The following is a 21,250-nucleotide window of genomic DNA, read 5'->3' as shown; positions in this document are numbered from 1 at the left end:
CATACTCCGCATTCTTCAACGCGCACTTGCCATCTGGATCGGAACCTGCCCGCACTGCCACCACAGATTCCCAACCTAACAAAGTACTACTAGAGGAGACCGCCAAAACCATCGATGACGGCTGGCTACGGACCGGCGACATCGGCCGTCTCGACGACGACGGCTATCTCGTCCTGGTCGATCGCGCCAAGGACATGATCATCCGCGGCGGTGAGAACATCTACCCCAAGGAAATCGAGAACGTCGTCTACCAACTGCCGGGTGTCTACGAGGCAGCCGTCGTCGGTCAGCCGCACGACGTCCGGGGCGAGGAGCCGGTGCTGTTCGTCTCGCTCACCGCAGACGCCACCGTCACCGAAGCCGACATTGCCGCGCACGTCCAGCGGTCCCTGTCGAAGTACAAGTGGCCCGTCGACATCATCGTCGTCGACGAGGTACCCAAGAATCCCGTCGGGAAGATCGACAAGCCTTCGCTGCGTCGACGCTTGGCCGCGCCCGCAACTACGTAACCCCACTTCACCTTCTCCGAAAGGACTCACGATGGGTCTGTTGTCACCGACCCTGCCCGATATCGACCTCGGACAGTGGCGTCGCCTCCCTCAGCTCGAACGCCTGAAGATTCAAGTCCAGCACTGGGGTGAACACGGTTTCGGCACACCCGTCGGCGCCTACCTGTTCTACGTGATCAAGATGATCGCGTATGTCGTGATCCCCCTGTGGATCATCTCCTCCTCGACACCGGGACTGGGCACACTGTCGGAGATCGGCTCGTGGTGGACCCAACCCATCGTGTTCCAGAAGTTCGTCCTGTTCACCATCCTGTTCGAGGTGATGGGATTCGGCTGCGGCTCAGGTCCGTTGACGATGCGCTTCTTCCCGCCTGTCGGCGGGTTCACCTACTGGCTCCGCCCCGGAACGATGCGGCTCGCGCCGTGGCCGAAGCGGATTCCGCTCACGTCCGGTGACACCCGCACCGTCTTCGACGTGCTCGCGTACGCCGGCCTGCTCGGAGTCCTGATCTGGGGCCTGATCTCCGACGGCGTGGCCGGCGGTATCGGCAGCGCAGGCATGCTCGCGCCGAGCGTCCCGATTGCCGTGATCGCGCTGCTGATTCTCGTCGGACTGCGGGACAAGACAATCTTCCTGGCCGCCCGCTCCGATCAGTACTTCGTCATGGTCATCGCGTTCCTGTTTCCCTTCGTGGACATGATCATCGCGCTGAAGTTGGTCATGCTGGCCATCTGGTGGGGCGCCGCGACATCCAAGCTCAACCACCACTTTCCCTTCGTCGTGGCGGTGATGATCTCCAACAGTCCGCTACTGCCGAGCACCTGGCTCAAGCGAAAGCTGTACCGCAACTTCCCCGATGACATGCGGCCGTCCACGTTTGCGAAATTCGCCGCCCATCAGGGAACCGTCATCGAGTACCTCCTGCCGGCCATCCTGATCTTCTCGGTGAACTCGACGCTGACGACAGTGGTCCTGATCGGCCTGACCATCTTTCACCTGTTCATTCTGTCGACCTTCCCGGCGGGCGTTCCCTTGGAATGGAACCTTTTCGTCATCGGTGCCGCGTGGTTCCTGTTCGGCAACTACACCGGCAGCGAGTACTCACTGTGGAACGCCACCAGCATCTGGCCGTATCTGATCGTCGTCGCGTTGATCGCGGGCATCGTCGTCGGAGGCACCAAGCCGCAGTGGATCTCGTTCCTCATGGGTATGCGGTACTACGCCGGAAACTGGGCGACGAACACGTGGATCATGCGCCCCGGCGTCGAAGAGCGGCTGCAAGAGGAGATCGTCAAGTCCGCTCCCATGACGAAGTTTCAGCTGCTGAAGCTGTACGACGAGGACACCAGCGAATTCATGATGCAGAAGTTCACCGCCTGGCGGTCGATGCACAGCCACGGACGAGCGCACATGGGCTTGATCTCGCGGGCAGTGGGCAACCGCGAGGAATACGTCATCCGAGAGGGCGAATTCCTCGCCGGAGCGATACTCGGTTGGAACTTCGGTGAAGGGCACCTGCACAATCAACAGTTGTTGGAAGCGCTGCAGCGCACATGCCATTTTGCCGACGGCGACATCCGTGTGGTCATGATCGAAGGGCAGCCGATGCACCGAGGAACCCAGAACTACCGAATCGTCGACGCGGCAACCGGTCTCATCGAGGAGGGAACAGTAGCCGTCTCCGACATGATCACCCGCCAGTCGTGGCTGAACGAGACGGAGTCGATTCCCGTGACCGTCATTTCGACAACCGACGTGGCCGGGCCGCGGTGACCACCGCGACAGTCGTCGGTTCGGGGCCCAACGGTCTCGCTGCCGCGGTGACGCTGGCGATGGCCGGCGTCGAGGTGACCGTCCTCGAAATGGCCGACAAGGTCGGCGGCGGCACCCGAACCTCCGAGTTGACGCTGCCGGGTGTGCTGCACGACGATTGCTCGGCCGTGCACCCGGTGGGCGCAGCATCACCGTTCTTCGCCAGTCTCGATCTCGAGGCCCACGGACTGACGTGGAAGCATCCGGAGATCGACGCCGTTCAACCCCTCGACAACGGCAACGCCGGGGTGCTGCACCGGTCCATCACCGACACCGCGGCCGGGCTCGGCGTCGACGGTGGTGCTTGGCAACGATTCTTCGGGCCGCTGTCGGATCGTTTCGACGACTTGACGACCGACTTCTTCCGGCCACTCCTGCACGTGCCGCGTCACCCGATCACCCTGACCAAGTTCGGCCTCAATGCCCTGGCACCGGCGTCGCTGACCGCCCGCCGGTTCCGTACGCCCGAAGCACGGGCGTTGTTCTCCGGCGTCGCGGCCCACGCGCTCTACCCACTGACCCGGCCGACCACCTCCGCCGTCGGAGTGATGATGATCGCCGCCGGTCACAAGTACGGCTGGCCGGTGGCCGAAGGTGGCTCTCGCGCGATCAGCGATGCCCTCGTGTCCGTGCTCACCGACCACGGCGGAAAGGTCGAAACCGGCATCAGAGTGATGCGGCTGCAGCAGATTCCGCCGAGTGACATCGTCATGCTCGATCTCTCGCCGACCGCGATCGCCGACATCGCCGGCGATGCCCTCCCCAAACGGGTGGCACGGCCCTACCGTCGATGGCGATACGGGCCCGGCGCTTTCAAGCTCGACCTCGCCGTCGAGGACGGTATTCCGTGGACCAACGAGAGTGCTCGGCGCGCCGGAACAGTTCATCTCGGTGCGACCTTCGAGGAGGTCGCCGCGGCGGAACGCGACGTCCATCGAGGCGTCATGCCGCGACGGCCGTTCGTGCTGCTCGGCCAGCAATACTTGGCCGACCCCACTCGCTCGCAGGGCAACATCCACCCGATCTGGACCTACGCCCACGTCCCCAACGGCTACACCGGCGACGCCAGCGAGGCGATCATCGATCAGATCGAACGCTTCGCCCCGGGGATCCGCAAACGCATCGTGGCGCGCGCCGTCCGATCGACCACCCAGATGCCCAGCTACAACCCCAACTACGTGGGCGGCGACATCATCACCGGCTCGAACGATCCCGGACAGGTCGCACTGCGCCCGCGATTGAGCATCAACCCGTACTGGACCGGCATCGACGGGGTCTACATCTGTTCGGCAGCAACCCCTCCGGGAGGAGGGGTACACGGAATGGGCGGGTACAACGCTGCCCAGGCGGCTCTCCACACGTTGGCCAAGCGACCCTGAGGGCTCATTGCTGGGGGCACAGCCCCTGTCGCGTCCGGTTCCAGAACGGGAACAGTTGCGGACTGGTGGCCTCGGGGTGCTCGCGCCGGGCGAGGGCCTCGAATTCCAGTACTGTATTTCCGGCGGTCCGAGCGAGCCCGCATGCTTGCAGGCTGAGCTTCGCCGAGGCCGCGAACCCGATTTCGGTGGCGTAGGGGCCCAGTGTGCTCGACTCGACGAACGATTCTAGTCCGTTACCCCACCGGTTGTACTGGGACTGGAGACTGTAGTCGCACGCCTGCCCGAAGAGCATGCTGCACGTCGTCGGCTGGCCGTGGATGGTGAACGTCTGGTCGGCGAGCGGACGTGGTGTCGTGCCCCGGAAAGAGTTGAACGCCACGAGGAACCCGACGAACGCGAGCGTGCACACGGTAACGATGATCAGCACGTTCAGAATACGTTTCATATACGCGCACCGTCCGATTGTGGGCACTTCGGGACCGTGTATCCATCCTGCCGGAACGGGCAGCGGTGCGGACGAAATCGGGGCTATCGACGGGTTCGAGTCCCGTTGCCAACGAACTGGGGACGAACCTGTGCCACGTATTTCGTGCAGAGATACGCACTAGACATCGATGCCGAACTCCCGGATCTTTCGGTAGATCGTGGCGCGAGACATCCCCAGGGCTTCCGCTGCTGCTTGCTTGTTTCCGCCGTTGCTCTCCAAGCTGTGCACGATGGCGTCGCGCTTGAGAGCTTCGATCGGGGTGAGGGTGCGGCGGCTCAGTGCCCGACAGATGGGCGGCAGCTTGTCTACTTCGACGATCCCCGACCTCTGGTTGTGCACGATGTCTTGCAGGATTTCACGGAGTTGAGCGACGTTTCCGGGCCAGCTGTACTTGGTGAGCTGACGGATGGCCGCAGGGGACATGGTCAGGTCCTGCCCGCGGCTGAGCTGACGAAGTATGTAGGGAACCAGTTTGTGTATGTCTTCTATCCGGTGACGGAGCGCTGGTACGTGGACCGTATGGCCGAAGAACGGTTGGACCAGGGCATTGCTGTCCGTGTTGTCCGTTTCGGTACCGATGGTGACCCCGATCCATCCTGCGTGTTCGCGGCCTTGGATGATGCTCGCGATGGTGCGTTGATGGTTATCGGGCAATGTGTCGATGTCGCGAATGATCACGCTGAAACCGTCTTGTTCGAGCTCGGATTCCAGCGAGAGCATCGCACCCTCGGTGGCAGCGAGTTCCGTTGCGGTGAAGAACTTCGTCGTAGTCGAGATATGTTGAATGGCAGATGCTTTCAGAATACTGAACCGTCCGCTTCCAAATTCACCGGATACGGCCACCCACTCTTGCTGTCTGGCGCAATGGGCGATCTGTTGGCTGCTGTGCCGCCAGGAGGAGCTCTCGCCGACGATCCCGGGCAGTGCTGTGGCGCGCTCGATGGCGACCGTCGTCGGGGTGGGATCGGTGAGATATGCGTAGTAGACGGCCATACCGCGACGCGCGGACAACGTGGCGTCCACAGCAGGGGAGAGACGAACGGTCTGCCCGCCGGGCAGAGTGAGGATGTGCCGGCTGTTGACCGAGCCGCTGGTGAGGTCGACGGCATGTTCGACCACCGCTGCCTGATCCTGGGGGTCGAGGGCGCGTCGCAGCTTTCTGTTGAGCAGGACAATGTCGTCGCCCAGCGCGAGAACCCCGACCTGTTGCGATCGTCTGCAGGCTCGGAGGTACGCGTTGAGCAGCAAGGTTTGTTCCTCGCTCGATTGCGCGAGCAGTCGACCTTCGATCTGCGCGGTAGCCGACCGTGCCAGTGTGACAAGAAGTGGGGCGCCATCGTCGACGAAGCCGGTTACATCGAGGACTCCGACAACCGAACCACTGATGGGGTGCACGATCGGAACGCCCGCGCAGACCAGATTTCCCAAACTTTCGACGTAGTGCTCTGCCCCCGAGACCAGGGTGGGTTGCCGGGTTTCGAGTGCAGTTCCGATGCCGTTGGTCCCGGCGAACTGTTCGGAATAGCTGAATCCGGGGGCGAGGTTGACGTTGTCGAGCATTCTCAACAGCTGGTTGCTCCCGGCTGTCCTGTTCAGAACCACGCCGTCGGCAGAGGTGAGAATCACCGACACGGGCTCGTCGACCAGTCCGTCGGCGAGCTGCCGCAGAACTGGTGTTGCCGCCACCACCAGCGGGCTCTCCAGGTCCGGGTCGCGGACATAGGGCGCGTGCAAGATGTCGGGTTGGACATTCAGCGACCGCGACCGTTCCCAGGAAAAGGAGATGGGACCGCGAACGGCATCGTCGAACTGCTGCTCGGTGAAGTACTTTTCACGAGCCCTGCGAAGGTCCCTGTCTCGTACCGAGATTTCCTTGCTCATGCTTGTCCGCCTACCCACATCTAGAGCAACGGGTGATTCCGTGATCGCGAAAACGCTGTGCTCCGGAATCGGACGATCACGCCGTAACAGGCTGATGTTAGCCGATTGTCACCGATCGGTAGTGGTTTTGCGATACCGATCGGTGAAGACCATGTCTCTCCGATCCTGGATGGGTGACGGGGTGGCACCGGGACTACTTCGACGCCACCCCGTATACCGATCTTATTTGTGTTGCAACCGAACTCGGCCTCAGTAGATGTTGGACGGACGAACCATTCCTTCGGCGAGGTCTCCGAATCCTGGCGCCATGATCGCGCCCGGGTTGCCGAAGACTTCCTCCACGACAGCGGTTTCCGTGGTGATCAACAGTGCTGCAATCGATGCTGCACTCTCGAGGGCCGCCCGGGTGACCTTGAACGGATCGATGACACCGTCGTCGAACATATCTCCGTACTCGCCGGTAAGTGCGTTGAACCCGTGTCCGATCGGCAGACCGGTGACGACCTCGACGACCTCGTCGCCCTCGAAGCCGGCATTGATGGCAATCCACCGCAGCGGCTCGGTCAAAGCCTTTCGAACCACTTCGACTCCGATCGCCTGATCACCGTTCAGTTCCAACTCTGCGAGCGCGCGGTGCGACTGCGCCAGAGCCGTCCCTCCGCCGGAGACGATTCCCGATTCCAGTGCCGCTCGCGATGCGGCGACGGCGTCTTCGACACGAAGCATCCGCTCCTTGAGCTCGACGCTGGTTGCGCCACCGACTCGAACCACCGCGACCCGTCCGGTCAACCGCGCGATGCGCAGTTCGAGGCTGTCGCGGTCACCGTCGATCTTGGAGCGTTCGAGCTGACTCTCCAACTGAGAGACACGAGCGTCGAGGAGCTTCTGATCGCCCCGGCCGCCGACGATCGTGGTGGCGTTCTCGGTGACGGTGATCCGGTCGCACGACCCGAGTTGGTCGATGGTGACCTCGAAAAGTTCGAGGCCGGTGTCCTTGGCGATCACCTGGCCGCCGAGCGCAATGGCCAGATCTTGAAGCTCTGCGACCCGTCGGTGCCCGAAACCGGGGGCGCGAACGACGACCGACTGCATGGTCTTGTGCATGTTGCCGCCGACGAGCAGCTGTAGAGCGGGTCCGTCGACGTCTTCGGCCACGACGACGAGCGGGCGGTCCGCGCGCTTGGCGGCCTCGATGCTCGGCATGATGTCCTGAACCTGGTTGATCTTCTTGTTCGTCAGAAGAATGACCGGGTTGTCGTGCACTGCTTCGGCGCGCTCGGGGTCGGTGATCATGTAGCCCGAGATGAATCCGTGATCGAACTCGATACCGTCGACGACATCGACTGCCATTCCGAGAGTTTCGCTTTCCTCGGTGGTGACGATGCCTGATCTTCCGACGTACTCCACGGCCTTGGCGACACACTGTCCGATCGCCTCGTCGTCGCTGGCCGCGAGTGTGGCGATGCGCTCCAGGTCGATGCTGCCCACTACTTCGACTGCTTGCGCACGTAGGGACTCGACAACGGAGGCGACGGCCGTTTCGATTCCTCGACGCAGTCGCATCGGGTTCGCGCCGGCATCCACTGCGCGCAGGCCCTCTCGTACCATCGCTTGGGCCAAGACGGTTGCGGTGGTGGTTCCGTCACCGACAACACCGTTGGTCTTCATCGCGACTTCCTTCACCAACTGGGCACCCATGTTGGCGAACGGATCACGGAGCTGGATCTCTCGAGCGATGGTGACGCCGTCGTTGGTGATCGTGGGCGGACCGGTGAGCTTCTCGAGCACCGCGTTTCGTCCTTTGGGTCCCAACGTCACCTTCACTGCGTCGGCGAGAGCGTTGACGCCCTGCTCCAGTAGCGCGCGTGCTTCGGTGTTGAACCGCAGTTCCTTGGCCATGAGTTCGTTCCTTTCGAGTGTGTGTGGGTGGGCGCTGATGCGGCTCTAGGGGACGAGGATCGCTCGGCCTCGGACACGCCCCGCGTCGAGATCGTCGAGTGCTCGTTGGAAGTCGGCGAGCGGGTATGTGGTGGTATGCAGCGACACCTGGCCGTTCGCTGCCAGTGCCATCAGCTCCTGCAGGTCGTTGTACGACCCGACCAGGTTGCCGATGAAGTTGATCTCTGTGGAGATGACATCGATGGTGGGGATGTCGATGTTCTCCCCGTATCCGACGACGTAGTAGCTTCCGGCCCGACGGAGCATCGCGACACCGTCCCGGGTGGCACCGCCTTCGCCGACGAAGTCCAGAACCGCTTCTGCGCCATGCCCGTCGGTGAGTTCGAGGACCTCCTTGACGTGGTTTCCGTCTGCGACGATGCCGTGATCGGCTCCGATCTTCGACGCAAGGTCGATGGCATCGGGGTTGCGATCGAGGACGACGACCTTGACCCCGGAAATGGCCTTGAGAACCTGAATCCCGATATGTCCCAATCCGCCTGCGCCGACGACGACGCATGTGTCACCGGGACGGGTATCACGCGCAACCTTGGCCGCAGCGTGATAGGCGGTCAATCCGGCGTCCGCGAGGGCTGCGACGTCGGCAGGTTCGAGCGAATCGTCGATCTTGACGACACTACGGGCTGTGGTCCGAAGGTACTCGGCATAGCCGCCGTCGCGATCTATTCCAGGGAATTCGCTGTTCTCACAATGCACGTCGTCACCGAAGCGACACGCGCGGCACAGACCGCAAGTCACCAGCGGGTGCAGAATCACTTTGTCGCCGACTGCCACGTTGGTGACCGCGTCGCCGACGGCCTCGACCCAGCCGGCGTTCTCGTGACCGATCGTGTACGGCAGCGTGACTCCGCTCTTCTCTTCCCACTGTCCTTCGAGGATGTGGATGTCGGTGCGGCACACGCCTGCACCTCCGATCCGCACGATCACGTCGAACGGTCCTTCGATGCCGGGCGCAGGGATCTCGGTCATTTCCAGTCTCGAGTGGTAGCCCACCACCTGTACTGCCCTCATTGAAATCTCCTGGTTCTGATGTCGGTGATGCGTGGTGACGAGCCGATCGGTTCACTGTCGCTGTATCGGGTGGCCAGCAGCCCGCGGCAGAAGTGCGAGTTGCCTTCGATCGAGATCCGGACGGATTTCGCGAACCGAAGCTTCAGAGGGATCTCCTCTGGTGCGACGGATTGTCCGTGTTCGTCGACGAACACCCTGCTGTTCGGGCAGATGCTCAGTCCGATCGCGCTGCGACGGCGGAGTAGAGCGGTGGTGTGTCGTTCGCTCCTGATATCGCGCAGGGTGAGCGAGTGTATGCGCTCGACGCCTTCACCGGTCTGTGCCAGATGGGCAGCAACGGAGCGTTCCATCGCGGCTAGGTGGGCCTTGCGGAGAAACACGTCACGCAGTTCCTCGAGACTGTCGTCGGCCTCCGAGCCGAACGTGCCCCTGTAGCCGGCGTCGGCCGCCAACCCGATGTTGATCTTGTCGCTGTCGTGATGGTCGTCGAGCAAGACCCGGACCGTGCCGATTCCCTCGACGAGTCGAAGGGCGTCGAGTGAATCGGAGGCCATCAGGTACGCGAAGTTCGGCTAGCAGAACGCCGTCGGTAACCGCAGATGCACTTCGACGCCGTCGTCGTCGAGCGTCACCGATCTGACGAATCCCAGTTCGGTGATGGGCTCGTCGAGTTCAGGGTCCGTGACGGTGGCGAGCGCCTCGACGACGTCGACGGGAGAGCACAGGGCCAGGGTGGTCATGACGACACTGCTTCTTTCGCTCCTGCGGCGACCTCGACACCGTCCTGGCCCGGGTTCCCCGCAGGGCGGAGTTCGGCGGGAATGTCTATGCCGTACAGCGCGGCGGCGTTTGCCCCGAGTATTTTTCGCTTCTGATCGACGGTGATCGGTGCGTACTCCGACTGCATGTCCTCGGGGATCTGGAAGTCCACGAACTTCTCGATGAGCCACTTGGGAGTCCACAGTGCGTAGTCGCTGCCGAAGAGGATCTTGTCCTCACCCAGCCAGTACAGCAGTTCGCCGATGATCTGGGCGAAGTATCGCGGACGAGTGTGAATGAACGGCAACGCAACGGCGAGGCCGCCGTAGACGTTCGATTCCTGGGTGGCGATCCAACAGAAGTCCTCGAGCCGGGGCAGTCCGACGTGTTCGACGACGAAGCGTAGATCGAGGTAGTCCGTCGCGACCTTGTCGACATCTGCGACGTCGAACGCATCTCGATCCAGTGGCCGGATCGTCGGTCCCTTGTGCACGTGAATGTTCTTGATGCCCAACTTGATGCACTCTTCGAGGTAGCGCCTCGACCACGGCTCGTCGAGCTTGTATCCGCGGGAGTCACCGTGCCATTCCGCGGTGTAGAGCTTGACGCCCTGCAGGTTCATCCGATCCGCGTCCTTGCGGAGTTGCTCGAGGCCGGTCTCCCCGAACCTGGGATCGTAGGCGTGGTTGTAGGTGAGCTTGTCCGAATGCTTCTGTGCCAGCGCGAATGCGTCCTCGGTCTGACCGAAACCGGTGTGGTAGAAGTCGCTGAGAAGGGTCGCTTGAAATATCGCGTGGTCGACGTACCCGTCGACGAACAGATCCTTGTACAGGCGATCCTCGCCGTAGTACTGGTACGTCTCGTAGTCCCACAGTTCGGATTCTGGACTGAGGTTCTTGTGGTAGTCGTAGAAGCAGTCGATGAACTGCTTGCCGTGAATGTTCTTCTGGTTTTTCTCGCGTGCGTCCCACAGGTGTACGTGGCCGTCCACGATGAAGTACTTGTCGCCGTTCTTTTCGTACATGGTCTCGGTCTCCAACTCTCGTGAATTCTCTTTGCTGCGAATTGCTGACGGGTTCGTACGTCAGGGGAGCTCTGCGAGGTCGAACCCGATGTACTCGGCCGCATCTTCGGGGCTGGCGAAGAGCATCGTCTTGTCATCGAGGTGGACCATGCGGCCGTAGTGCGTCGAGCTGATCTCCTCGAACACGGAACCGTCGAATTCCTGTCCGAGCGCATCGGTCAATTCGTCGTAGTCGAACGACAGAAGTCTGGTGCCGTCGACGCGAATCATCGAGGGGTACTCGGTGAGCTCGACGCCGTCCTTGGCGCCCATGACCTCGGCGACAACCCTCCCTACCGGGGTGTTCATCAAGGTCACGCCACACATGTTCGAAAATTCCGTGTTCGATCCGAATTGCATGGTCATCGTGCCAACTCCTTGGGGATGTCGAGGCCGAGGGATTCGAGCAGAACCGTGAACTTGGCGATGGCTGCGTCCAAGCTGGAGGCGAACGTGACGGCCTTGTCCGCCGGCTGAGACCAGATCGGCTGCAGCGCCCGTGCCGCGTCGAGGCACCGGGGTACCCAGACGGTCATCCACTCACCGAACAAGGCGCGGTTTGCTTCGCCGTGCTCGGGATCGTGGGTGAGGAGCTGGAACAGTGTGCGGGTGTAATTGAGGTCGCGGTCGTAGTCGTGTTCACCTGTTCCGACGATGGTGGGCGTGATGTAGTCGCCGTTTCGGGCGGAAATCTGCATCACCAGCTCGGTTCGAAAGAGGGATCCGACGAGCTGCTCGAAGACGATGTTGGTGGCGAAGAGCAGCTCGCACCAGTCCGGCACCGCGGTGAGCTGCTCGACGACTTCCCGAACCGGCTGCCATTCCGGGGCGTTCTTCCAGACATCGACGTGCGCCGACCCGTCGAACGAGACAACGGCCTCGGACAGGTCGAGGTTGAACAGGGCGAGGTCCTGCGCGAAGCGCATCTTGTGGGCGGCATTGACGGCTACCGCGGTGTTGATCATGTTGGTCGGACCCGAACGCTGAATCGAGGTGAACACGTGCAGAGCCAGACCGTTCTCCGCATGCATCCACGCGCCGACATTTCGCTCGATGAACTTGAGCCACGGCGTGTTCCAACCGTCGTACGCACGGGCGCGTTTGGCGTTGCTCAAACACAGCTCGACTTGATGCACCACTGCGGAATTGTTGCGGAAGATGGTCTGGTCCCACTCCTCGTTGGGATCGAGAAACTCGTGCCAGTTCGACGATTTCGCGGCTGTCCAGTCCAGGGGGTATCCACCGGGGCCGTCGCCGAAGCCGTAGATCCACCCCTGCGTCAGGTGACGGTCGGGGTCGGGCTGCACGTCGACGGTTACGTCTTCGTACATCGTTGCCCGGCGCTTGGCCGGTGTGTAGTAGCTGTAGGTGCGACTCTTCGAGCTGGGGAATTCCTTCGCGCCGGCTTCGGAATCGGTGAATTCGATTGTGGGGAAGCTGCGGTGCTTCGGCTCCGCCGTCACAGTCGAGTCTTGGGTTGCAGTCATGTCTGGCCTCTCGGTTGAGGTGTGGGCTGGTATCGGTGAAGCGGTCTAGTCGAATGCCGGGCTGGTGAACTTGTCGTAGAAGACTTGATCCGTCGGTGTTCCGCATACGTCCAGGAGCTCCAGCGCGGCATCGACCATCGGGGGAGGCCCACACAGGTAGACCTCCGACTTGGCGATCCCGGGTTCCAGTCGCCGGACGACGTCGGTGACGTTGCCTTCTTCGACCGATATCGCACCGGAGGACGCCACGCCTACCGAATCGGATACGCAGGCAACGAAGGTGAAGTCGACCAAACCATCACCGAGGGCGTTGATTTCGTCGATGTAGAACAGGTCGTTCGGGGTGCGCGCACCGTAGTAGAAGTGAACGGGTCGGGTGTTGGCCGTTTCCTTCAGATGGCGCACGATCGAGAGAATCGGGGCCATTCCGGCACCGCCGCCGATGCAGACCACTGGCAGGACGTGGCCGTCCTTGAGAGTGGACGAACCGTAGGGCCCGGTCAGGGTGATCTCGTCCCCGACCGAAATTCCGTCGTCGAGCAGTGCCGCGAACTTGCCGCCCGGATACTTCTTGATGAGAAACTCGACATGGTCCGGAGTCGACGGTGTCGATGCCATCGAGAAGGATCGCAGGTCGTCGGTGCCAGGAATCCGCAGGTCCGCATACTGGCCCGGCTTGAATTCGAATACTGCCGGATCGACGGGTTCGAGGCGTAGAGCCACGATGTCGCCCGTCACCGATTCGAGGGAAGCGACCCTGGTGGTCACTGTCTGGATCGGGATGCCGCCGAGTAGTTCGTCCTCGTCGAAGTTCAGCAGCTCGATGGTGCAGTCGCTGTATGCCTTGGTACGGCACAGAAGTACGAAGCCCTCGTCTGCTTCTGCTTCGTTGCACGCGAACGTCGAGTGATTCTCCATCTGGATGTCGCCGTCGAGGACGAACGACTTGCAGGCCGAACAGCGTCCTTCTCGACAGCCGTGCATGAGATGGATTCCTTGTCGGAACGCTGCATCGAGGATGTGTTCGTCCTCGCGGACTTCCATCTCGATGTCGACCGGTTCGAAGGTGATGCGGTGGGTGTCGGCCACGAGGGTCTCCTGAAGTGGATGTAATCACGCTGGAGTCGGTGGGCAGCGGCTGATCTCAGTCGCCGCCCACCGAGGCTGAGATCAGGCAGGCACAGTAGCGCCGGCGCGGTAGGCCGCGATGTGCGCGTTCCGTTCCGACTCGGTCATCTGGTTCAGCAGCACGTTCGGACTTTGGAAGGTGTTGCCGCGGACGTCGTCGAGAGTCCACATCTTCTTCGGGTCCAGATCGAGATGCGGCTGGCCGACGAGAGTCTTGCCGTCGTCGCGAACGTAGCCGAGATCCGAGACGATGTCGGCGAGATCCTTCCCGTGATGCAGAGTCTCCCATTCACGGAATCCGGTGAGGCGCCCCATGTTCGGGGTGTCCTTCCCTTCGTACTCGCCGCGGAAAGCTACCGCATCCGTCCAGTAGCACGTCTCCGAGCAGTACGTGCGCCACTGGTTGTCGACCTTCTCGACGACCATGTCTTCACGGATGAGAGCGGGCACCATGCACGTCCAGCAGCGGTGTGGGTACTGGTAGCCGACATCCTCGAAGGCGATCGGCTTGTTGATGCCGGGGTAGGCGAGGCGGTTGTAGTTCTCCCACCACTTTCCGTACTTGCTGTACCAGCCGGGGTACTTGTGCTCGAACCACTCGAAGTCCTTGTCGGTCATGGTGTCGATGCGCCAGTAGTTGACCGGCCAGCCGGTTGCGAAGAAGCGGGCGACCTCGTGCACGTATCCCTTGTTCGTGATCCGGTTCCATGCTTCTTCGACCAGGTCGTGAGGGATGGTCAAGCCGTACTTTTCGAGTGGAATCAGGTAGCTGCGGTAGTAGTCGTCGTAGATCCAGCGGCGCCACATCTCCGCGTAGCTCTCTCGGTCCTTGCGTCGGTCCTTGGTCCCGTACTCGATGAATGTGCCGATCGCAGCGTCCACGACGCAGTGGTTGTTCCACCACGCATATCGCAGATCACGTTCCAGCAGTGGACGATTCCGCTCGTCGGCAAGTGCCATGAGCAGGATCGAATAGCCGTTGGAAATGTGGCGAGACTCGTCTGACTGCACCGAGTGAAATACCGTCGGGAGCAGGTAATCGCCGTTGGCGGCGGCCTCATCGGGCATCGCGACGAACAGTGTGTTGGTGAACGCCGTCTCCGCGACGACGGTCAGATAGATGTTCGCGGCAGTGATGGCATCACCGGTGATGAAGCCTTCGCCGAACTGCCGACCGATGGTGCCGGCGTAGTTGTTCGCGAACGCCTTCTCGGTCATATCGAACCCGGCCGGGTCGATGTAGTTGTTCATGTACAGCTTCTTGAGGTTCATCTGAATCGTCGAGTGTCTGACCTCGTCGATCATCTGCACGGCCAGGCCGTTGTGGATCTCCGGATTGGGCACCGCGTCGATTGCCATCGGCATCGCCCGTGCCGCCGAGATCTCCGGAAACGGAATGATCGACAGGAACAGCTTCTGCCACTCGAGCCAGCGCTGCTGGACCTGGCGGAACATGTTGCCGCGAATCGCGCCGTCCATCGCGCCGTAGACGCGGTTGTCCTTCTCTTCCTCCATGGGGAAGTAGGACCGCATGATTTGCTTCAGCGGGTCCTTCTTCGGTGCTTTCTCGAACGTGTAGTCCGTGCCGAAGCGAGTCGCAGGTGTGGCGAACGTGGGTTCCCACGTAAGCTCCGAGATCTTCGCGTGTGCCTTGGTAAGGCTTTGCCTACTCAATGTGCGCCTCCTGGATGCGAGGTCAGCGGGGTTGCCGGCCTTGTCGGGAAGATGTGCACACGATTGAACCCCGTGATCTGCGTCTCATCCGTCTCACTTTGAGATTCAGGACACACGCCGAAGTTGTCGATCGGTCGATCAATGGCCGAGGGTGGGCGGTCGCCTGGTGGTTTGCGGCGTCGTGGCCGGGGGTATCGACTTCGTTCGGTGGCGGGCGTCTGTGCCCGTCCTTCTGCGACGAGGGATGGGCGTGAACAACAATGCTAACCAGTTGGGGTCATCGGTGACGTTGGAGTGAGTACCGGCAGATTGAGCGTTGCGCTGATTGCATCCAACAGGTTCCCCATTGCTCAACCGTTCGCAGGCGGCCTCGAGGCCCATATTTGGCATCTGACAAGGGAATTGGTGCGCGAGGGGCACCGTGTCACCCTGTTTGCAGGTCCGGGTTCGGACCCCGACCTGCCGAGTGATCTTCTCGACGTCCAGCAGTTGCAGCTCACGCAGTGGGCGAAATCGGACGTGTCGATGCCGTCGGACGACTTCATGACCGACCATCACGCCTACCAGCGACTGATGTTGGACCTGGCGTCGGACCATCGGTTCGACATCGTCCACAACCACAGCCTCCACTATCTTCCGGTCGCGATGGCGTCGACGTTGACTACCCCGTTCCTGACGACGCTGCACACACCGCCGACGCCGTGGATCGAATCCGCGGTCGCGGCATCGGACGGGAACAGCGGCCGCTTCGCAGCGGTGAGTAAGCACACTGCGTCGATGTGGGACAGCGTCGTGAGCGAGGTGGACATCGTGCCCAATGGCGTCGGAGTCGAAGACTGGCCTGCCGGCGAGGGTGGGTCGTATCTCGTGTGGTCGGGACGGTTCACGCAGGAAAAGGGTCCACATCTGGCAATCGAGGCCGCAGAGATGGCGGGCCATCCGTTGAAGCTCGCGGGGCCCATCTCCGATCCGGACTACTTCTTTCGTGAGGTTGCCCCCCGCCTCGGCGAGCGAACCACGTACGTCGGTCACTTGGAACAGCGCGAGCTTGCTTGTCTGGTAGGCGGCGCCGCAGCGGCCCTCGCGACGCCGATGTGGGACGAGCCGTACGGGCTCGTGGTGGCGGAAGCGCTTGCGTGCGGAACGCCCGTGGCAGCATTCGCACGGGGCGGAATTCCCGAGATCGTGTCACCCGACAGCGGTGTTCTCGTGCCCCCGGGGGACGTCCGGGCTCTGGCTGCGGCCGTTGCGCCGGCCACGGAACTGCCACGTGCAGGCGTCCGAGCCCATGCGGAACGGCACTGCTCGGCGCGGACCATGGTCGACGCCTACATTGCGCTGTACCGGGACATGATCGGGGCCTCGGTCATCCACCTCCGTGACAGGCATCGGCACCGCACCGGTGCGAGAACACAGACCTCGGCGCTGACGTTGACGGCCGACTGCCGATGAGGAACGCGCGATGGCGTGAACGCGCCCGGCTCGTGCGATGGTGGCGGCTCTGGCGGAGTTCGCGTCCGACCACCTTCACCGAGAAGGTGCGGTACAAGATGCTCCGCGATCACCGGAGGCTGTTGATCACCTTCGCAGACAAGGCGGCAATGCGCGACTACGTCACGTCGATCGTGGGACAACGCCACCTGCCGACGCTGTACGCGCTACTGGACCATCCGGCCGACCTCGTCGATCTGGACCTGCCCGACAGGTACGTGGTCAAGCCGACCCACGGAAGCGGAGCGGTAGTCGTAGTGTCGTCCGACGCGGATCCGAATGCGACATTGCCGAGCATCGACGCCTGCTGGGCGTATACGCACGTTCGTCCGGAACGCGCAGACCGCTCCACACTCGTCGACATCTCGCAGTACTGGATCGAACAACTCTACGGTCAGGGTCCCAACCGGGAGTGGGCGTACGGTGCGGTTCCTCGGCGAATTCTCGTCGAAGAAATGCTGGTCAAGCCAAACGGCAAGATCGCGGACGACTACAAGTTGTTCGTATTTCACGGTCGTTGTGAGTTCGTTCAAGTCGATGCCGGGAGGTTCGAACGGAGAAGTCAAGACTTCTATCGGAGACCCTGGGAGTGGCTTCCGCTCAGTGGTGGACTCCCACACTCGGCCGACGAACTACAGCAACCAGAGTGTCTCGCGGAGATGATCGAGATAGCCGAACGCCTGGCGTCGGACACCGACTTCCTTCGGGTGGACCTCTACGTCGTCGACAGCAGGATCCTGGTCGGAGAGTTGACGAGCTATCCGGCGGGTGGTGACAGCCCGTTCCATCCAGAATCCTTCGATGCCGAGTTCGGGCAGTACTGGACGGTTCCCCGCGCTTACCTCGATCGCGACTTCGGTGAAACCGACGTTTGCTGATCTTCCTGATCGGGCACTCGTAGACGAACGACCCGGAGGCTTTATGACCGTTGCACGAGAACGTACTCAAACGCTGATCAATGTCGACGCTGGGGTATATGTCCCCCAGGAGGATTCATTTCTCCTGAGCGATGAAATTTCGTCACGATCGAACATGGCCGGGGCGCGAGTCCTGGATCTGTGCACAGGCAGCGGGATCGCAGCCATCGAAGCTGCGCGGATGGGAGCGCGAGATGTTGTCGCATACGACATCTCCGCCGACGCTGTCGCATGTGCGTCCGCAAACGCTGCTGCCAACGGCGTACAGGTGGACGTTCGGCTCGGCACGATCGCCGATGCGCTACTGCTGGAGAAATTCGACTTCGTCGTGTCGAATCCACCGTATGTGCCGTCTCCGGAACCGCCGGTCGGTGCTGGTGTGCACCGGGCCTGGGATGCGGGAGACTGTGGACGAGTCGTGCTCGATCTGTTGTGCACCAGAGCCGCTGATCTTCTCGCGCCGGAAGGAGTGCTGTTGGTCGTACAGTCCGAGTTTTCGGGGGTTGCCGACTCGATGGGGCAACTGCAAGGAACTGGACTGGTCAGCGACGTGATTCGAACGACGACAATAGACTTCGGTCCAGTGATGCAAGACCGCGCGAGCTGGATGGAAGAAACGGGACGTATCGCACCGGGATGCAGACGCGAGGAACTCGTGCTCATCGAGGCACGCCGACGCACCAACCGGTGAAGGTGAATTCGACCGAATCCAAACAATCGAGGACAAGCCCGGGCCAGGAAGTCTATGGTCGAAGAGTGGCAACGGCGTCGAGCAGTGCCCATATGCTGCGTACCGCAGGATTGCGGGTGACGCAGCCTCGCATTGTCGTCTTGAGTTCGGTTCAGGCGCACCCACATTCGGACACCGACACGATCTACGGTCTCGCGCGCGAGGTCCTGCCTGTCGTATCTCGACAAGCCATCTACGACGTGCTCGACGCGCTCACCGTCGCCGGCTTGCTTCGTCGTATTCAGCCGGCCGGCCACGTTGCTCGTTACGAGACGCGTGTGGGCGACAACCATCACCACATTGTGTGCCGCTCCTGCGGTTTCATCGTCGACGCCGACTGCGCGGCCGGCGAGGTCCCATGTTCGACGCCTAGCCGCAGCGGCGGTTTTGTCGTCGACGAGGCAGAAGTCACCTACTGGGGTATCTGCCCTGACTGTGCAACCACCACGAATTCGGTCACACCCCGTGATCGCACACCGAACAAGCCTCTCGGAAAGGAACGCGCGTGACCTCCGACGCTCGCCCGCCTCACTCGGACACCGGCACCGACAGCACGAGTGAGAGCGAAAACCCAGTAATCGAGTCCCCGAAACCCAAAGCGCATGCGCCGCTGACGAACAAGGACTGGTGGCCCGAGCAAATCGATCTGTCGATTCTGCACGCGCACACCTCCAAGTCCAACCCGATGGGGGAGGGCTTCGACTACAAGTCCGAGTTCGCCAAGCTCGACGTCGAGGCACTCAAAGCCGATCTGGTTTCGGTGATGACCACCTCACGTGATTGGTGGCCTGCCGACTACGGCCATTACGGCGGCCTGTTCATCCGCATGAGCTGGCACGCGGCCGGGACCTACCGCACCTTCGACGGTCGCGGCGGCGGGGGACAGGGAGCTCAGCGATTTGCACCCCTGAACAGTTGGCCCGACAACGCGAACCTGGACAAGGCTCGTCGCTTGCTCTGGCCGGTGAAACAGAAGTACGGAAACAAGATCTCCTGGGCGGACCTGCTCGTGTTCGCGGGCAACGCCGCCCTCGAGTCCATGGGCTTCGAGACGTTCGGTTTCGGCTTCGGACGCGAGGACATCTGGGAACCGGAGGAAGTGTTCTGGGGCCCGGAGGATGCCTGGCTCGGCACGGACAAGCGCTACGCGGAAGGCCGTGAACTGGCCAAGCCGCTCGGCGCCACCACGATGGGCTTGATCTACGTCAATCCGGAAGGTCCTGAAGGAGAACCGGATCCGGTCGCTGCGGCCCACGACATTCGTGAGACGTTCAAGAGGATGGCGATGAACGACGAGGAGACTGCAGCGCTCATCGTCGGCGGTCACAGCTTCGGCAAGACGCACGGCGCAGGCCCAGCAGACAAGATCGGACCGGAGCCCGAAGGCGCGCCGATCGAGCAGCAGGGTCTCGGATGGAAGAACGGCTACGGCAAGGGCAAGGCCGAGGACCAGATCACCAGTGGCCTCGAAGTCGTCTGGACCCCGACGCCCACCAAGTGGGGCAACGGCTACCTCGAGAACTTGTACGGCTACGAGTGGGAACTCACGAAGAGCCCATCGGATGCATGGCAGTTCACGGCGAAAGACGGCGCAGGAGCAGGTACGATCCCCGACCCGTTCGGTGGCCCGGGACGCGCCCCGACGATGCTGGTTACCGACATCTCGCTGCGCGAGGATCCTGAATACGCCAGGATCACCCGTCGATGGCTCGAACATCCGGAGGAGCTGTCCGTCGCCTTCGCCAAGGCCTGGTACAAGCTTCTGCATCGCGATATGGGTCCGGTTTCACGCTATCTCGGTCCGTGGATTCCGGAGCCGCAGCTGTGGCAGGACCCGGTGCCCACCGCCGACTACGAGCAGATCGATGATGACGATGCCGCGGCGTTGAAGGCGCGAATCCTGGAGTCCGGCCTGACTATCCAGCAGCTCATCGGTGTCGCGTGGTCTTCGGCGTCCAGTTTTCGCCGCACTGACTTCCGTGGGGGCGCGAACGGCGCCCGCATCCGGTTGGAACCACAGAAGAGCTGGGATGCGAGTGAACCGGAGGTTCTGGCCGAGGTGCTGCCGAAGCTCGAGCAGATCCAGCAGGACTTCAACGGTTCGGCGACGGGCGGTAAGAAGGTGTCGCTGGCCGACGTCATCGTCCTCGCCGGAAACGCGGCGGTAGAGAAGGCCGCACGCGACGCCGGCCGCGAGGTGACCGTGCCGTTCCGGCCCGGTCGCACCGATGCCTCGCAGGAGGAAACGGACGTCGAGTCGTTCGAGGTACTGGAGCCACGCGGTGACGGCTTCCGAAACTTCGTCAAGGCAGGCGAGGAAACACCCGCGCAGGTGCTGTTCCTGGACCGCTCCTACATGCTCGATCTGACGGCACCCGAGGCAACGGTTCTGCTCGGAGGGTTCCGCGCGCTCGCCGCCAACCATGGAGACAGCTCCCACGGTGTGTTCACCGACCGCCCGGGGACGTTGACCAACGACTTCTTCGTCAACCTTCTCGATTCCGACACCGAATGGACACCGTCGGAATCGGAGTCGGACGTGTTCGTAGGGAAGGACCGGGCGTCGGGCGCACAGAAGTGGACGGCGACGTCGGTCGATCTGACCTTCGGCTCGCACTCGCAGTTGCGGGCGCTGTCCGAGGTCTACGCACAGGCGGACAACGGTGACAAGTTCGTCGACGATTTCGTCGCTGTATGGGCGAAGGTCGCCGACAACGATCGTTTCGATCTCGACTGATCGAAAGCGCGGCTGAGCGCAAGTCCGGACCGGTGTGCACACTATCGTCGAAGATCAACGGGATCCCGTCGATACTCGACGATAGTGTGCAACTGTGACCGCCGATCGCTAGGCCGTGATGGACAGGGCGTCGAGGACGGTCGCGTCCTCGGTGAACACGTCCGCAACTCGTGTTTTGTCCGGTCCGTCCATCAGCTCGTAGTACGTAGCGACGGTCGGTGGCAT

The 21,250-nt window shown here is 62.1% G+C and carries 17 protein-coding genes and 1 pseudogene; 8 read left to right on the top strand and 10 right to left on the bottom strand.

The annotated features are described in order from the left end of the window. From A2J03_RS13435 to A2J03_RS13425, 3 genes are all read left to right on the top strand, one after another. A partial coding sequence (locus A2J03_RS13435) for an AMP-binding enzyme (protein WP_156520367.1) occupies positions 1–509 on the top strand: 509 nt, incomplete at its 5' end. Positions 510–540: 31 nt separating this feature from the next. After that, a complete protein-coding gene (locus tag A2J03_RS13430) occupies positions 541–2,283 on the top strand; it encodes a DUF3556 domain-containing protein (RefSeq protein WP_068374635.1) in 1,743 nt (580 codons plus the stop codon). Next, entirely contained in the window at positions 2,280–3,701 is a 1,422-nt protein-coding gene (locus tag A2J03_RS13425) for a phytoene desaturase family protein (protein ID WP_068374632.1), read from the top strand. The genes A2J03_RS13430 and A2J03_RS13425 overlap by 4 nt, the downstream gene beginning before the upstream one ends. Positions 3,702–3,705: 4 nt before the next feature. Here the strand turns inward: A2J03_RS13425 and A2J03_RS13420 are convergent, their stop codons facing one another. The 10 genes and pseudogenes from A2J03_RS13420 to A2J03_RS13375 all read right to left on the bottom strand — a co-directional run bounded on the left by A2J03_RS13420 (position 3,706) and on the right by A2J03_RS13375 (position 15,150). Then, the gene (locus A2J03_RS13420; protein ID WP_068374629.1) at positions 3,706–4,146 is read right to left on the bottom strand and encodes a hypothetical protein; all 441 of its coding nucleotides are present in this window, start codon (positions 4,144–4,146) and stop codon (positions 3,706–3,708) included. 159 nt (positions 4,147–4,305) lie between these two features. Further along, on the bottom strand, positions 4,306–6,069 hold the full coding sequence (locus tag A2J03_RS13415; RefSeq protein ID WP_068374626.1) for a sigma-54-dependent Fis family transcriptional regulator: 1,764 nt from the start codon (positions 6,067–6,069) through the stop codon (positions 4,306–4,308). A gap of 249 nt (positions 6,070–6,318) precedes the next feature. Beyond that, positions 6,319–7,968 (bottom strand): chaperonin GroEL, encoded by a 1,650-nt coding sequence (groL, locus tag A2J03_RS13410; RefSeq protein WP_068374623.1) that lies wholly within the window; start codon positions 7,966–7,968, stop codon positions 6,319–6,321. A 45-nt stretch (positions 7,969–8,013) separates the two neighbouring features. Beyond that, positions 8,014–9,039, bottom strand: a complete 1,026-nt coding sequence (locus tag A2J03_RS13405; protein WP_068374620.1) for an NAD(P)-dependent alcohol dehydrogenase — start codon at positions 9,037–9,039, stop codon at positions 8,014–8,016. Further along, positions 9,036–9,779: pseudogene (locus A2J03_RS13400) on the bottom strand (iron-sulfur cluster assembly protein). The gene A2J03_RS13405 and the pseudogene A2J03_RS13400 overlap by 4 nt, the downstream one beginning before the upstream one ends. Next, positions 9,776–10,822 (bottom strand): amidohydrolase family protein, encoded by a 1,047-nt coding sequence (locus A2J03_RS13395; RefSeq protein ID WP_068374640.1) that lies wholly within the window; start codon positions 10,820–10,822, stop codon positions 9,776–9,778. The pseudogene A2J03_RS13400 and the gene A2J03_RS13395 overlap by 4 nt, the downstream one beginning before the upstream one ends. A 60-nt stretch (positions 10,823–10,882) precedes the next feature. Continuing rightward, entirely contained in the window at positions 10,883–11,227 is a 345-nt protein-coding gene (gene mimD, locus A2J03_RS13390) for a propane 2-monooxygenase effector subunit MimD (protein ID WP_068374617.1), read from the bottom strand. Then, on the bottom strand, positions 11,224–12,348 hold the full coding sequence (locus A2J03_RS13385) for an aromatic/alkene monooxygenase hydroxylase subunit beta (protein ID WP_068374614.1): 1,125 nt from the start codon (positions 12,346–12,348) through the stop codon (positions 11,224–11,226). Before A2J03_RS13385 ends, mimD begins: the two co-directional genes overlap by 4 nt. Positions 12,349–12,393: 45 nt before the next feature. Next, on the bottom strand, positions 12,394–13,437 hold the full coding sequence (locus A2J03_RS13380; protein ID WP_068374611.1) for a 2Fe-2S iron-sulfur cluster-binding protein: 1,044 nt from the start codon (positions 13,435–13,437) through the stop codon (positions 12,394–12,396). An 81-nt stretch (positions 13,438–13,518) separates the two neighbouring features. Beyond that, positions 13,519–15,150, bottom strand: coding sequence for a methane monooxygenase (locus A2J03_RS13375; protein ID WP_068374608.1), 1,632 nt, complete (start codon positions 15,148–15,150; stop codon positions 13,519–13,521). Positions 15,151–15,429: 279 nt separating this feature from the next. On the opposite strand from A2J03_RS13375, the gene A2J03_RS13370 reads away from it, so the two are divergent. The 5 genes from A2J03_RS13370 (at position 15,430) to katG (ending at position 21,025) form a co-directional block, all read left to right on the top strand. After that, positions 15,430–16,602, top strand: a complete 1,173-nt coding sequence (locus A2J03_RS13370; RefSeq protein WP_442971350.1) for a glycosyltransferase — start codon at positions 15,430–15,432, stop codon at positions 16,600–16,602. Beyond that, positions 16,599–17,519, top strand: a complete 921-nt coding sequence (locus A2J03_RS13365; RefSeq protein ID WP_082897813.1) for an ATP-grasp fold amidoligase family protein — start codon at positions 16,599–16,601, stop codon at positions 17,517–17,519. Before A2J03_RS13370 ends, A2J03_RS13365 begins: the two co-directional genes overlap by 4 nt. Positions 17,520–17,562: 43 nt before the next feature. Then, entirely contained in the window at positions 17,563–18,249 is a 687-nt protein-coding gene (locus A2J03_RS13360) for a HemK2/MTQ2 family protein methyltransferase (RefSeq protein WP_068374602.1), read from the top strand. A 92-nt stretch (positions 18,250–18,341) separates the two neighbouring features. Then, positions 18,342–18,797: a Fur family transcriptional regulator gene (locus A2J03_RS13355; protein ID WP_068374599.1), complete on the top strand. Its 456-nt coding sequence runs from the start codon at positions 18,342–18,344 to the stop codon at positions 18,795–18,797. Continuing rightward, positions 18,794–21,025: a catalase/peroxidase HPI gene (gene katG, locus A2J03_RS13350; protein WP_068374596.1), complete on the top strand. Its 2,232-nt coding sequence runs from the start codon at positions 18,794–18,796 to the stop codon at positions 21,023–21,025. The genes A2J03_RS13355 and katG overlap by 4 nt, the downstream gene beginning before the upstream one ends. Positions 21,026–21,250: the final 225 nt, after the last annotated feature.

It is taken from the genome of Rhodococcus sp. EPR-157, from assembly GCF_001647195.1.
In the GTDB taxonomy this organism is placed as follows: domain Bacteria; phylum Actinomycetota; class Actinomycetes; order Mycobacteriales; family Mycobacteriaceae; genus Rhodococcoides.
This window is presented reverse-complemented; position numbering and strand designations above follow the sequence as displayed.

Coding starts and splice junctions, on each gene's coding strand:
- A2J03_RS13430 (WP_068374635.1), top strand. CDS start 541: ATGGGTCTGTTGTCACCGACCCTGCCCGATATCGACCTCGGACAGTGG.
- A2J03_RS13420 (WP_068374629.1), bottom strand. CDS start 4,146: ATGAAACGTATTCTGAACGTGCTGATCATCGTTACCGTGTGCACGCTC.
- A2J03_RS13415 (WP_068374626.1), bottom strand. CDS start 6,069: ATGAGCAAGGAAATCTCGGTACGAGACAGGGACCTTCGCAGGGCTCGT.
- groL (WP_068374623.1), bottom strand. CDS start 7,968: ATGGCCAAGGAACTGCGGTTCAACACCGAAGCACGCGCGCTACTGGAG.
- A2J03_RS13405 (WP_068374620.1), bottom strand. CDS start 9,039: ATGAGGGCAGTACAGGTGGTGGGCTACCACTCGAGACTGGAAATGACC.
- A2J03_RS13395 (WP_068374640.1), bottom strand. CDS start 10,822: ATGTACGAAAAGAACGGCGACAAGTACTTCATCGTGGACGGCCACGTA.
- mimD (WP_068374617.1), bottom strand. CDS start 11,227: ATGACCATGCAATTCGGATCGAACACGGAATTTTCGAACATGTGTGGC.
- A2J03_RS13385 (WP_068374614.1), bottom strand. CDS start 12,348: ATGACTGCAACCCAAGACTCGACTGTGACGGCGGAGCCGAAGCACCGC.
- A2J03_RS13365 (WP_082897813.1), top strand. CDS start 16,599: ATGAGGAACGCGCGATGGCGTGAACGCGCCCGGCTCGTGCGATGGTGG.
- A2J03_RS13360 (WP_068374602.1), top strand. CDS start 17,563: ATGACCGTTGCACGAGAACGTACTCAAACGCTGATCAATGTCGACGCT.
- A2J03_RS13355 (WP_068374599.1), top strand. CDS start 18,342: ATGCTGCGTACCGCAGGATTGCGGGTGACGCAGCCTCGCATTGTCGTC.